Source organism: Variovorax sp. 679 (assembly GCF_003952185.1).
Taxonomy (GTDB): Bacteria; Pseudomonadota; Gammaproteobacteria; order Burkholderiales; family Burkholderiaceae_C; genus Variovorax.
Genome location: NZ_RXFS01000009.1, coordinates 85923 through 98502 on the forward strand (window position 1 = coordinate 85923; position 12580 = coordinate 98502).

The window sequence follows — 12580 nt, forward strand, 5'->3', positions numbered from 1 at the left end:
GGGATGGGAACCAAAGGATTCGGACCCGCGACTATACTTTATTGAGAATTCATTCTCAATAAATCGAAAGCCGGATGAAAGACGGCCGGTCAGTGCGCCTTGCCTGCGCGCCCCTTGTCGGCCGTTTCCGCGCAGGAGGCGCACACCCCGTGCAGAGTCACCTCGTGACTCTGCACCTGGAAGCCCTTCGGCACCAGGTCGTCCATCGGCCCGGGGCACGAGTGCAGCAGGTACACCTGTCCGCAGCTCGAGCAATGAAAGTAGTGATGGTGGTGATCGGCGTGACTGTCGCCGTGACCGGCCTTGCCATGCGCCTCGGGCTTGCACGCCACCTCGTAGCGGGCGGGCTCGCCGGGCAGCTCGACCTTGGCGATCTCGCCGTCCGCCAGCAGCAGCGAAACCTGGCGGTAGACGGTCGAAAGGCTGATCTCGGGAACGATCTCGCGCGCGTGCGCCAGGATCTGCGGGGCGGTGAGGACGCGGCCTGCGTCGCTGAAGGCGGAGAAGACGGCGTTGCGTTGACGCGTGAGACGTTGCATCTGGATTCGGGGTGCTGGCTAGCTGGCGGTTTAGGCTGGCGTCGGGGCTGTCGGTCAGCCTACGGTGCGGACCACGTTCCCCTGCGGATCCCTGATTGTCGTCTTCTGCACCTTCCAGCGCACGGCACCGAAACCAGGCAGCTCGTACGTGCCCTCCAACGGCTTCAGCGTTCGGGCCAGCTCGCGCACGGTGGCATCGCTCAGCCGCATCACGAGCCTGTCGTCTTCCTCGGAAACGCTGTTGCTCTCGCCATGCTCGAAGACCAGCGCCCGCTCGCGGCTCGCGAAGTGGAAGTCGCGCCCGAAGGGCAATCGCAGAGGCAGCAGCGCGACCAGTTCGTCGACCTGCCGCGCGCCGAGGGTGATCTCGGTGACCGGCGCACGCAGCAGCCGCTTGATCGTCTCCCAGCCGAGCACCTCGGTGAACAGAAAGCCGCTGGAAGAGCCGTCGCGCGCCGCCCCCTCCTCCACGCGCTTGCGGACTTCGGCATCGTTGAGCAGCGAAGGCCGCGCAAGGTCGGTCACCCACAGCGGCATCGCGGGCAGCAGCGCGTCGAGCAGCCGGCGCGTGTCCCACTGCTTGCCCGCGCGTTCCTCGTCTTCCGTCAGTCCGACGACCTGGATGAAGCTCACGCGCCCGTTCGGCGTGTCGATGGCCGGCAGCTCGGGGTCGAACACGAAGCCCATCGAGCGGATCAGCGTCTCGCGCTCCAGCGCGATGGGGCCGTTGGCGGTCATCCAGTGGCCGTCATCGAACACGTTGCCGCTCTTGAACACGTAGCGCGCGAGGTTCTGCAGGAAGTTGATGGCCCACGCGGGCGGTTCTTCCTCGTCCGGTTCGCAGGCAAGCCGGAAGGTCAGCTCGAAGCCGTAGCCGCTGGTGTCGGCATCGCTCGATTCCTTGGCGTACAGCTCGCTGAGCCCGTAGCTCAGGTAGTGCCAGTGCGGCACCGGCTCCATGCGCTTCCACACGCTCACCCCGTCGAGCGGGTCGGGCCCGCCCAGCATCCACTTGATGACCGTGGCGTAGTGCTTCGGCTCCTGGTCGGGGTACAGGCGCTCCAGTGCGGCGGTGATGGCGTCCCAGCCCGGAGAGAGGTCGTCGGTATCGTCGGCGTCGCCTTCCCGGTCCTGCGCTGCTTCGGTCATGTCGCTCCTTGCGATTTCGATGGCGCCGAGCCTACACCGGCCCCCGGGAGCCTTCAGGCAGATGTCAGGCCCGCATGGCATCCTCGCGCGCTGAATCGCCTTTTTCCCTGGAGAGAACAACGTGAGATGGTTCCATCGGCGGGATGCGCTGGTACTTTCTGCCGCGTGCGCCGCAACCACCCTGCTGGCCGCGTCGGGTTGCGGGCAGTCGCAGGACACGCCCGCGGCCGCCGCCGTCGTTCCGCCCCAGCCGGGCAGCATCGAGATCGCGCAGGCCGACATCGACTGGTTCCGCCGCGGCCGGGCCGAATGGATCGACTGCGAATCCGGCGCCCCCGCCATCGTGCCGCCCGACATGACGCTCGAGCAGTTCGGCGACCTGCTCGACGGGGGCAGCTCGCCGGTCTTCGAACGCTTCGTGAACGTGACGGCCGCCTTCTTCCTGCATGCGAGCTTCGTGGCCGGGCACTACGCCTTCCAGCCGCCCTTCGGGCAGCGGGCTGCCTTCGACGTGACGGCCGAGCACATCCGGCTGCTGCAGCACGCCAACTGGCGCAGCTTCGTGATCGACTGCAAGCGCCCGTACGGCGACTTCACGCACTTCGAGATCGACATGGCCGACATCCTGGGCCTGCCCATCACGAAGGACGCGAAGGGCCACGCGCAGATCGGCAAGGACGCGGAAAAGCGCATGAACGCGCTGCACGCGGACATGCTGCCCACGCTGCAGGCGTACATCCGCTTCGCGAGGCTCAACCCGGGGCGCTACGTGGTGCCCGGGCGCGGCATCGCGCAGACGGCCGGGCGGCCGCTGTGCAGGCCGGTGTCGGCCACGCGGCTTGCGATGTATCAGCGTGCGCTGAAGGCGGCCGGCCCGCGCACCGATTCGCGCCGCGTCGCCGCGCTCGACGAGGCTGCGGCGGCATTGTTCGCGCTGGACTGAACCGCCCTCGCGCACAGGGCCGCAAGTGCCAGCCCGAAGGCCAATGCGCTGGCCACGGCACGCCAGAGGTTCGCGGCGTTCCAGCGTTCGCGTGTTTGCGCCCAGTCAGGCGGCAGCGCCAGCGGATTCCACGATTCGGTGTACGCATTGAGCGGCAGGTTGACCTGCGCGGTGAACACTACGATGCCCAGGCCGTAGAGCACGCCGGCCAGCAGCAGGCACCGCCACCAGCCCGCGCGGCGCGAGGCCCAGGCCGTGGCCAATGCCAGCGCGCACAGCAGGGGCGGGCCGAAGAAGAAGCCGAAGAACATCGCGTGCCGCACGTTGCGGTTCAGGCCCGACTGCACGCGCGCGTAGGTGGCGCCGTCCATCTCCAGGGTCGCGAAATTGACGTTGGCGCTGTAGGTCCAGAAGAAGCCGGCCATCACGCCCAGCCAGAAGATGGCGAGCGCATGACAGGCAAGCGACGGCAGCACGGCCGGCCGACGAAGGAACATGGCGGGAACTCCTCCTGCATGGAAAGGAAAGCCGCCACTGTCGGGCCGCTCGCCCGCCAGCGCCTTAACCTTCGATAAGCCCCATCTCCGCACGCAGCCGCGAGAGCGACACGTCCGTCATGCCCAGGTACGAGGCCAGGTGGCGCAGCGGAATGCGACCGCTCCATTCGGGGCGCTCGCGCAGCAGGGCCTCGTAGCGCTGGCGCGCCGTGCACTGCAGGAAGACCCGCTCGCGCCGCATCTTGTCGTCGAGCAGCCCGGCCAGCGCGTGCAACTGCAGCGCGGTCCACGAAGGCAATGCGTCCACCACGGCCTGCAGGGCGGCATGCGGAAGGCGCCACACCGTGGCCGGCGTCAGCGCCGCGATGAAGAAGGCGGCAGGCTCTCGCCGCATCGTCTCCGTCACGGGCCAGATGAACGCGTCCTCGGCATGAAAGTTCTTGTTCGACTCGCGCCCTTCGCTGTCGATGTAGAAGAGCCGCAGCATGCCGCGCTCGACCCAGAACGCGTGCTGCCAGACATCGCCCGCCGCCAGCAGCGGCGCATGCGCGTCCAGCGGCTCGCGGCGCGCCTGCACGGCGAGCGCTGCCAGGGTTGCCGGCGCCAGTTCGGGAAAGCGCCGCGAAAGCGCCCGGCGCCAGGCCGCGGCGGCGTCGGGCGCGGCGGGCATCGGGGCGGCCTCAGGCGTCCTGGCCGGACGCGGCCTCGGGCTTCGGCTTGCCCTTCTGCTTGCGCGCGGCCTTCTTCGCGGCGCGTTCGGCGTCCGCGCGCTGGCCCTCGGCCAGCCACAGCGCGAACTCTTCGGGCGTCTCCAGCGTGATGCGACCGAGGTTGCCGGCGCGGAACTCGTGCATCACGATCTCCGCCGCCTTCTGCATGTTGACGCGTCCCTTGCCCAGCAGGGCGCCGCGCTTGCGGCCGATGGTGTCGAGCAGCGCTTCGTCCTTCATCTCGGCCATGGTCTCGGCGTCGAGTTCCACGAGCTTGAAGCGCGCGGCCACGCCGGCGGCGTAGTTCGACTTGAGGTAGCCGAGCAGTTCCAGCGCCACTTCTTCCTCGTCGAAGGCATTGCGCCCCACCGCGCCGCTGGCCGCGAGGTTGTAGCCGCTCTTTGGCACGATGATGCGCGGCCACAGCATGCCGGGCGTGTCCCACAGGTAGAAGTCGTCGGCCAGCGTGATGCGCTGCTCCAGCTTGGTGATGCCGGCCTCGTCGCCGGTCTTGGCCTTGCGGCTTCCGGTGAGCGTGTTGATGAGGGTGGACTTGCCCACGTTGGGAATGCCGCAGATCAGCACCCGCATCGGCTTGGCCAGGCCGCCCCGGTTGGGCGAGAGTTCGTGGCAGGCCTTCACGAGCTGCTGCGCCGGCGTCGTCAGGCTCGCGTCGAGGGGAATGGCGCGCGTGGCGGGCAGCGCGTTGTAGTGCGCCAGCCAGAGCGCGGTGCGATCGGGGTCGGCCAGGTCCTGCTTGTTGAGCACCTTGAGCGAGGGCCGGCCGGCCGTGAGCCCGGCCAGCATCGGGTTGGCGCTGGAGCCGGGCAGCCGCGCGTCGAGCAGCTCGATGACCACGTCGATGTCCTTCACCCGTTCGGTGATGGCCTTCTGGGTCGAATACATGTGACCGGGGAACCACTGGATCGCCATCGGTGGGCTCTTTCTTTCGCGCTGTCTCTGTCTGGAAATGGGGCAGCCCGCCAGGGGCCGGTGCGCATTGTGAACCGGGAACCTGAACGGGAGCTTGTTGCTACGCTTTCGATAGCTGCAGGCGCGCATTCTGCCTTCGCCTTCGGGTTGTTCGCTCCTAGAATCCCTTCGCTGCCAACTGACAGTGATCGGGCAGCGACTCCAACAACTCCGAGGGAAATCCATGTTCAAGCGCCTTGCCGCTGCCGCCCTGCTGGCAGCCACCGTCATGCCCGTGTCCGTCGTCCATGCCCAGCGCCCCACGCCGCAACCCGGCCCGCTGGTCAGCGGTTTCCTGTGCTGCAACATGCGCACCTACGGCGACTCGATCAGCGACATCAACTACGACGAGCAGGGCACGAGCATCGTGGCGGTGGGCACGCCGGCACGCGTCACGACCTACGACTTCCGCTGGTTCGGCGTGGAGCTCGGCGGCAAGCAGCAGCGCATCAAGAACGACTACAGCCGCAACATCCCGTTGCCCACCTTCGCGCAGCGCTACGTCGTGACCCAGGACCCCAAGCAGAAGATGGCAACCTTCCCCGCACCGGTGCGCGACGCCATCCTCGCCGGCAAGGTGATGCCCGGCATGACGCGCGAGCAGGTGCTGATGGCCATCGCCTACCCGGTGGCCAGCGAGAACCCCAGCCTCGACGCGCCTGTGTGGCGCTACTGGCGCGACAGCTGGTCGGAGTTCCAGGTGCAGTTCGACGAGAAGGGCCTCGTGAAGGCTGTGGTGGGCGATGCCGTGGCGCTGAGCCGCGTGTTCGTCGCAACGCCGGCTGCGCAGCCTTAAGTTCTCGCGCATTGCGCGTGTCTTGCACACACGCGCAATCCCTTAGAGTTTTTTGCGTCGCGCGGTCATCCATCGCCCCTATCATTTGACCGAGTGCGGCGCCCGAGCGTCGGTCGAATCGAAACCCTTTGATGGAGTTGCCAACGATGAAACCCGTCTCCGAACTGCTCAAGCGCCATGATTCCGCGGCATGGCGAACCTCTCCCGACACCAGCGTGTTCGATGCGCTTTCGATCCTGGCGCGTTTCGAGGTGGGCGCGCTGATGGTGATGGACGGCGAAAAGCTGGTGGGCTTCCTCTCCGAGCGCGACTACACCCGCAAGGTCGCGCTGCAGGGCAAGAACTCGAAGGAAGTGAAGGTGCGCGAGATCATGACGCCCGACGTGATGACCGTCACCCCGCAAACCCGCACGCGCGCCTGCATGGCGCTCATGAGCCAGCGCAAGTTCCGCCACCTGCCGGTGGTCGACGGCGACAAGGTGGTCGGCATGATCTCCATCCAGGACCTGATGGACGACATCATCACGGACCAGGAAGCCACCATCGAGCAGTTGACCACCTACATCCAGAGTTGAACGCAGCGGACCCGCGACATCGCAGACCCTGCCCGGCGCGCGGGTAGGGAATCGACCTACGCACCATCCGGCGCCCAAGGGCGCACAGTGGGCTTTCGTTCATCCATCCAGCGGGGACTCTGAATGCAGATACAGGTCAACACGAGCAACGGCATCACCAACAAGGACGCGCTGGAGCGTTGGGCCGATGCGGAGATCAAGCAGAACCTGGGCCGTTTCGTCGACGACGTGACGCGCGTCGAGGTGCACCTGAGCGACGAGAACCACGACAAGGCCGGCGGCGGCGACAAGTGCTGCGTGATGGAGGCGCGCCTGGCGCACCATCAGCCGCTGGCGGTGACGCAGCATGCGGCCAGCCTCGACGAGGCTTTCCGGGGTGCGTCGGACAAGCTGAAGCGCCTGATCGAGAACACGCTGGGGCGGCTTCACAACCACCGGGACCGCGGCTCGATCCGCACCGATCCGAACTTCATCGCGGAGTAGCGCCGCGCCTGCGCTTCCCGGGCGCGGCTGAGGGTTCCGCGGCAATGAGCGGCGGACGATGGCCGCTGGCCATCCACTCGTCGTAGAAGTCGATCTTGCGATCGACCAGCGAGAGCGCCCTCTTCCACCCGGCGATGGTCTCGTTCACGCGTTCGCGGTGCGCTGCGAGCATGTCGCGCCGTTCGCGAAGCGTGACCTTGCCCTGAAGCGCGAGCGCGGTGTATTCGCGCATCTCGGCGATCGACATGCCGGTGCGACGCAGCCGCTCCATCAGGTCGAGCCAGCCGACGTGCAGCTCGACATAGAGGCGCCGGCCGCCCTCGTCGCGCGCCACGCCGGGTACGAGCCCCTGCGTCTCGTACCAGCGGATGGCGTGCACCGTGCGGCCGGTGCGCGCGGCCAGCTCGCCGATGTGGAAGGGAATTCCTCTTTCAGCCGGCATGGACGACGGCCGGAGGCAGCAGCGCCTCCTGCACCAGCGCGGTGTCGAAGTACTCGGTCAGCTCTTTCACCTTGCCTCCTTCAAGTCGGTAGACGTAGCAATAGCGGTTGTTGTAGCGCTTGCCGGCCTTGGTGGGCACGTCGCCGCTGAACAGCACCACCACCCGGTCGCCCTCGGCGATGACGCGCTCGGTCCTGCTCGCGTAGGGGCCCGCGAACTGCGCGAAGAGCGGGTCCAGCAGCTCCTCGCGGATCGCCTTCTTGCCCCGGTAGGTGCGCGACCACGCGGTGCTGCCCTCGATCTTCCAGCTGGCGTCGTCGGCCAGGCTGTCGACGAAAGCCTTGCCGTTGCCCTTGTCCAGCTCGTCGTGGATGTGCTGGACCAGGGCCTTGTTCTCGATCGTGTTCATGGCTTGATTTCCTCTTGTTGAATGAACCGGATGCCCGGTGGATTCATTGGAAATGCTCGAGTGCGCTCTAGGTCAAGCGCGCCATGAACACGATGCCGGTGATCAGCCCCGCTTCGCGTTCGCCATGCCCTTGGCGACCTCGTTCGCGCCCTGCGCCGCGCCGCTTTGCGGCACGGCCTCGCCTTCGCGGTCGGTCACCTCCGACAGGCGCGCCGCCAACTGTTCGGGCGTGTCGGCCTCGATGCCCAGCCAGGCGCCCTGCGTCAGCGTGATGTGCGCGGCCTCGAAGGTGCCGGCACCCGCGCAGAGGATGGTGCGGTTGGGCGCGTCCTGCGCGGCCAGCACCAGCATCGCCGGCACCACGGCCTCGGGACGGAAGGCCTCGAGCATTTCCTTGGGGAACAGATCCTCGGTCATGCGGGTGGCCGCGGTGGGTGCGAGGCAGTTCACGCGGATGTCGTTCTTCGCGCCCTCGATGCTCAGCGTCTGCATCAGGCCCACCAGCGCCAGCTTGGCCGCGCCGTAGTTGCTCTGGCCGAAGTTGCCGTACAGGCCGGTGGACGAGGTGGTCATCACGATGCGGCCGTACTTCTGCTCGTTCATGAGCGCCCAGACGGCCTTGGTGCAATTCACGGCGCCCATCAGGTGCACGTCGACCACCAGCTTGAAGTCGGCCAGGTCCATCTTGGCGAAGCTCTTGTCGCGCAGGATGCCGGCGTTGTTCACGAGGATGTCGACGCGGCCCCAGGCGTCGACCGCCTGCTTGACCATGGCCTGCACCGCCTCGAAATCGGTGACGGAAGCGCCGTTGGCAATGGCTTCACCGCCGGCCGCCTTGATCTCGTCGACCACCGCCTGCGCGGCGCTCACCGAGCCGCCGGAGCCGTCGCGCGCGCCGCCCAGGTCGTTGACCACCACCTTGGCGCCGCGCGCCGCCAGTGCCAGCGCATGCTGGCGGCCCAGGCCGCCGCCCGCGCCGGTCACGATGGCCACGCGGCCCTTGAAATCGAGGTTGCTGTTGCTGCCGTTGCTCATGTCTCTGTGTCGCCTTCCATGGGAGTTGCCGTTGTTCGTTGCCGCGCCGGGGGGCCTTCCCCGGGCGGCAGCGTGGCGTTTTACCCCAGAAAGCGGCTGCGGGGCAGCATCGGCGCGGCTGCGCCAGTCGCCAGCGCGTCAGGCAGCGACTGCGGCCCTGCTGCGCGGCATGCCCAGGCGCGCGGGCGAGACGTACTGCTCGCGGTAGATCTCGAAGGGCATGGTGTCGGCCGCCTCGATGCGCTTCTGCTCCTGGATGGACTCGGCCGTCATCTGCTCGAACTCCGCCTGCTGCGCGGTGGAGAACGGCAGGCCCAGCAGCGTGGCACGGGTCTGCTCGGAGCGGGCACGCACGAAGCCGACGAAGGAATTGCCGTGTTCCTTCTCGATGGCAGCGAGCACGCGCGCCGAAGGCAGGCTGTCGGGGTTCCGAAGCGCGGCCCCGGCGGAGCGTACCGCGTCGGCATGTGCCGTGCCGCCATGCGCAGCATCGAGCGCGGCGGCGATGGGCAGGCACTGCTCGACCAGCTCGAGGCCCCAGTCGGTCAGTGCCACTTCGGCGCCGTTGCGGCGCAGCTTCAGGCCCGGCTCGCGGCCGCGCGCGGCGGTCAGGTGCTGGTTCTGCGCGAGGTCGGCGATTTCCTGCGGCGTGTCGTCGGGGCTGTCGCCCAGCAGGCAGTGCAGCAGGAACACGTCGATGAAGCGCATGGTCTGCGCGTTGATGCCGACGGTCTCGAAGGGGTCGAGGTCCATCAGGCGCACTTCGACGTACTCCACGCCGCGCTCGCGCAGCGCATGCAGCGGGCGCTCGCCGGGGTTGATCACGCGCTTGGGGCGGATGGTGCCGTAGAACTCGTTCTCGATCTGCAGCAGGCTGGTGCCGAGCTGGTTGTAGTCTCCGCCCAGGTTGCGGATGCCGATGGCCTCGTAGGCCGGCCACGGGCGCGTGAGCGCGTCCTGCAGCGAGGCGCCGTAGCCGTCGAGGCTGTTGTAGCTCACGGCCAGCGAGGCCTGCGCGTCGCTCTGGTAGCCCAGGCGGCCCATGCGCAGCGAGGTGCCGTGCGGCATGAACATGCTGCCGTCGCCCAGCGGCTGCAGCTCGTGCGGGCGGCCCGCCACGAAGCTCGAACACAGCGCCGGCGAGGCACCGAACAGGTACAGCAGCAGGAAGGCCTGGCGGCGGAAGTTGCGGATGAGCGCGAAATACTGTTCGCTCGACACATCGGGCAACGACCAGTTGTAGTGGATGCCCGAGATGGTCTGCATGCGGCGGCCGTAGCGGTGGCTCAGGCCCATGCGGTAGACGCTCTTGGCGCGGCCCACGTTCGAGGAGCCGTAGCGGCCGATCGGAATGGTCTCGTCGGTCGGCAGGCCGCAGGGCATGCTCGACACCCAGAGGCGCTCGTCGCCCAGTCCGTCGAGCACGCGGTAGGTGAACTGGTGCACCCGCGTGAGCTCTTCGACGGCCGAGTCGACGTCCGCGTGCACGCCCGTGATGAGTTCGAGCTGCGATTCGCTGAAGTCGGTGGTGATGTGCGGATGCGTGAGCGCGGAGCCCAGCGCGAGCGGATGCGGCGTCAGCGCGAGCTTGCCGTCCGGCAGCGCGCGCAGGCTTTCCTTCTCGATACCGCGTCGCATGCCCTTCAGTCGTGCGGCTGAAAGTGCACCCAACCTCTCCTGCAATCTGTTGCTCATATTGTTATGACCCATCAATCTTCTGAGGGGCTGGAAGGTAGCACGGGCAAGCGGGCACTGCTTGTGCAGGGAATCCCGGGGCTGGCTACCCTGTTGCGCGCTATGTTTTTGATAGCTGCCGGCATTCCAGGCCCCGTTCAGGCCTTGGCGCGGCCCGCCGACAGGTCGATCTCGTCCGACCGGTAGACGTGAATCTCCGGCGTGCCCTCGGCCATGGCCGAGAGCGCCTTGGCGAAGGCACGCGAGGCGTCCACGCGAAAGTGCGCCTGCAGCGCATCCATGTCGCTCCAGCGCTCCACGAAGGTCAGGCGCAGCGGCTCCTGCACGTCGGTCGTCACTTCATGAGAGATGCAGCCGGGCTCGGCGCGCGAACGCAGCACATGCTCGGTGCTGATCGCGAGCATGGCCTGCAGGGTGTCGGGCTTGGCCAATGCGTGTCCGATGACAAGGATCATTCCTGGCTCCTTCGATCCGGTTCAGGTTCAGCCGAACACCCGCAGCAGGAAGCGGTTGAGGTCGGCGATTTCTTCCATGCACACCGAGTGCGCCATGGCGTATTCGTGCCACTCGACGGTGTAGCCCAGGGCCACCAGCGCCTCGCGCGAACGCACGGCGCTGGCGTAGGGCACCACCGGGTCCTGCCGGCCGTGGGCGAGGAACACGGGCGTCTCGTGGTTGGCCGCATGGCGCTCGGCCGCCGTGGTGGCCGCGATCGGCAGGTAGCCCGAGAGGCCGACGATGCCGGCCAGCCGCTCGGTGTGGCGCAGGCCCGTCATCAGCGCCATCGCGCAGCCTTGGGAGAAGCCGGCCACCACGATGCGGCTGGCGGCGATGCCGCGCGCCTTCTCGCGGGCGATGAGCGCCTCGATGGCCGCCTGCGAGCTACGCAGGCCGGCCTCGTCCTCGCCCGTCGTCAGGTCGGGCGCGGAGATGTCGTACCAGGCCGGCATCTGGTAGCCGCCGTTGATGGTCACGGGCATGACCGGCGCGTTGGGAAACACGAAGCGCACCGGCCCCACGGCCGAGAGGTCGAGTTCGCCGGCGATGGGCACGAAGTCGTTGCCGTCGGCGCCGAGGCCGTGCATCAGGATCACCGTGGCGGTGGGGTTGGGGGCGGTTTCGATCTCGATGGGGGGACGGGACATGGTCGGGCGAAGGTATTCAGGAACGCGGATGTCCGGACCTTAGCGCATCCCGGCCCCGCCCGAGCCGCCGAAACGGCCGGTAGGCTGACTTGCACAACGTTTCGACGTGCGGCCTGCCGTTACTTCCGCGGCCGGGAACTTCGCTATTCGGCCTTGATGCCGACGGCTTTCACGATCTGCGCATAGCGCTCGTACTCGGCCGACACCTGCGTCTGGAACTGTCGCTGCGGATGGCCCGTGGCCTCGATGCCCTGCGCCGCGAGTTCGGCGCGGGCGGCCGGAGCCTGCACGATGCGCCCCGCCTCCGCCGAGATGGCGTCGAGCACCGGCTGCGGCGTGCGCGCCGGCGCGAACAGCCCGAACCAGGTGCCCGACCGGTAGCCCGCGTAGCTCTCGCCCACGGTCGGCACCTCGGGCAGCAGCGCGTGGCGCTTCTCGCCGCTGGTGCCCAGCGCCACCAGCCGGCCGCTGCGGATGTGCGGCAACGCGGGGCCGACCGCGATGAACATCACGTCGACCTGCCCTGCGATCACGTCCTGCATGCCCAGCGGCCCGCCGCGGTACGGGATGTGGGTGACATAGACGCCTGCCTTCTGCTTGAGCAGCTCCATGCTGAGCTGCTGCGGGCTGCCGTTGCCGGCCGAGGCGTAGTTGATTCGCCCCGGATGGGCCTTGGCCGCGCGCACGAAGTCGGCGACCGTGCGGAAGCCGGTCTTCGGGTTGGCGACCAGCACGAAGTCGATCTGCCCGAGCGACACCACGGGCACCAGGTCGCGCCGCGCGTCGTAGGGCAGGCCGGCCTGGATGTTGGGGAGGATGGTGATGGGGCCGTCCGCCCCCACCAGCAGCGAATAGCCGTCGGGCTGCGCCTTGGCCAGGCCGTCTGCGGCCAGGATGCCCGCCGCGCCGGCGCGGTTGTCGACCACCACCGGCTGCTTCCACTGTTCCGACAGGCGCTGCGCCAGATAGCGCGCCAGCACGTCGGGCGAGCTGCCGGGCGTGTTCGCGACCGTGATGTGCACCGGCTTCGACGGATAGGCCGCAGCCGCCGGTTGCGCCTGCGCGGCCACGGTCAGCGAAGCGCAGGCTCCCAGCACGAGGACCGGCCTGAGCAGCTTCGACAGGAGGGAATGGGCACGCATGGCGAACTTTCGATTGCAGGAGACAAAGCGCGCGATTCTGTCGCGCCC

16 protein-coding genes are annotated in these 12580 nt (G+C 68.0%); 4 read left to right on the plus strand and 12 right to left on the minus strand.

The window, feature by feature from the left end; genetic code table 11:
- Positions 1-89: 89 nt before the first annotated feature.
- On the minus strand, positions 90-539 hold the full coding sequence (locus EJO71_RS23385; RefSeq protein WP_125951189.1) for a transcriptional repressor: 450 nt from the start codon (positions 537-539) through the stop codon (positions 90-92).
- A gap of 54 nt (positions 540-593) precedes the next feature.
- Positions 594-1688 carry a suppressor of fused domain protein gene (locus EJO71_RS23390; protein WP_125951188.1) on the minus strand — a complete coding sequence of 365 codons (1095 nt, stop codon included), beginning with the start codon at positions 1686-1688 and terminating at the stop codon, positions 594-596.
- Positions 1689-1809: 121 nt separating this feature from the next.
- Here EJO71_RS23390 and EJO71_RS23395 point away from each other — a divergent pair, with 121 nt between their 5' ends.
- Positions 1810-2631, plus strand: a complete 822-nt coding sequence (locus EJO71_RS23395) for a hypothetical protein (RefSeq protein WP_125951187.1) — start codon at positions 1810-1812, stop codon at positions 2629-2631.
- Here EJO71_RS23395 and EJO71_RS23400 read toward each other — a convergent pair.
- From EJO71_RS23400 to ylqF, 3 genes are all read right to left on the minus strand, one after another.
- Positions 2538-3128 carry a DUF1772 domain-containing protein gene (locus EJO71_RS23400; RefSeq protein WP_164546887.1) on the minus strand — a complete coding sequence of 197 codons (591 nt, stop codon included), beginning with the start codon at positions 3126-3128 and terminating at the stop codon, positions 2538-2540. The two genes, EJO71_RS23395 and EJO71_RS23400, sit on opposite strands and share 94 nt — an antisense overlap.
- A gap of 64 nt (positions 3129-3192) precedes the next feature.
- Entirely contained in the window at positions 3193-3798 is a 606-nt protein-coding gene (locus tag EJO71_RS23405; RefSeq protein ID WP_125951186.1) for a Crp/Fnr family transcriptional regulator, read from the minus strand.
- Between the two features lie 10 nt (positions 3799-3808).
- Positions 3809-4771 carry a ribosome biogenesis GTPase YlqF gene (gene ylqF, locus EJO71_RS23410; protein ID WP_125951185.1) on the minus strand — a complete coding sequence of 321 codons (963 nt, stop codon included), beginning with the start codon at positions 4769-4771 and terminating at the stop codon, positions 3809-3811.
- Positions 4772-4994: 223 nt separating this feature from the next.
- On the opposite strand from ylqF, the gene EJO71_RS23415 reads away from it, so the two are divergent.
- The 3 genes from EJO71_RS23415 to EJO71_RS23425 all read left to right on the plus strand — a co-directional run bounded on the left by EJO71_RS23415 (position 4995) and on the right by EJO71_RS23425 (position 6664).
- Positions 4995-5606 carry a cell envelope protein SmpA gene (locus EJO71_RS23415; RefSeq protein WP_125951184.1) on the plus strand — a complete coding sequence of 204 codons (612 nt, stop codon included), beginning with the start codon at positions 4995-4997 and terminating at the stop codon, positions 5604-5606.
- A 146-nt stretch (positions 5607-5752) separates the two neighbouring features.
- Entirely contained in the window at positions 5753-6181 is a 429-nt protein-coding gene (locus EJO71_RS23420; RefSeq protein ID WP_125951183.1) for a CBS domain-containing protein, read from the plus strand.
- 123 nt (positions 6182-6304) lie between these two features.
- Entirely contained in the window at positions 6305-6664 is a 360-nt protein-coding gene (locus tag EJO71_RS23425) for an HPF/RaiA family ribosome-associated protein (RefSeq protein WP_125951182.1), read from the plus strand.
- On the opposite strand, the gene EJO71_RS23430 is transcribed toward EJO71_RS23425, so the two are convergent.
- From EJO71_RS23430 to EJO71_RS23460, 7 genes are all read right to left on the minus strand, one after another.
- A complete protein-coding gene (locus EJO71_RS23430; protein WP_125951181.1) occupies positions 6651-7106 on the minus strand; it encodes a MerR family transcriptional regulator in 456 nt (151 codons plus the stop codon). The genes EJO71_RS23425 and EJO71_RS23430 overlap by 14 nt on opposite strands.
- The gene (locus EJO71_RS23435) at positions 7096-7515 is read right to left on the minus strand and encodes a nuclear transport factor 2 family protein (RefSeq protein WP_125951180.1); all 420 of its coding nucleotides are present in this window, start codon (positions 7513-7515) and stop codon (positions 7096-7098) included. Before EJO71_RS23435 ends, EJO71_RS23430 begins: the two co-directional genes overlap by 11 nt.
- 102 nt (positions 7516-7617) lie before the next feature.
- Positions 7618-8550 (minus strand): SDR family NAD(P)-dependent oxidoreductase, encoded by a 933-nt coding sequence (locus EJO71_RS23440; RefSeq protein ID WP_125951179.1) that lies wholly within the window; start codon positions 8548-8550, stop codon positions 7618-7620.
- 138 nt (positions 8551-8688) lie between these two features.
- Positions 8689-10245: a glutamate--cysteine ligase gene (gene gshA / locus EJO71_RS23445; RefSeq protein ID WP_125951178.1), complete on the minus strand. Its 1557-nt coding sequence runs from the start codon at positions 10243-10245 to the stop codon at positions 8689-8691.
- A 137-nt stretch (positions 10246-10382) separates the two neighbouring features.
- Positions 10383-10700 carry a putative quinol monooxygenase gene (locus EJO71_RS23450; protein WP_125951177.1) on the minus strand — a complete coding sequence of 106 codons (318 nt, stop codon included), beginning with the start codon at positions 10698-10700 and terminating at the stop codon, positions 10383-10385.
- 27 nt (positions 10701-10727) lie between these two features.
- Positions 10728-11390, minus strand: coding sequence for an alpha/beta hydrolase (locus EJO71_RS23455; RefSeq protein ID WP_125951176.1), 663 nt, complete (start codon positions 11388-11390; stop codon positions 10728-10730).
- Positions 11391-11533: 143 nt separating this feature from the next.
- Entirely contained in the window at positions 11534-12532 is a 999-nt protein-coding gene (locus tag EJO71_RS23460; RefSeq protein WP_125951175.1) for a tripartite tricarboxylate transporter substrate binding protein, read from the minus strand.
- Positions 12533-12580: the final 48 nt, after the last annotated feature.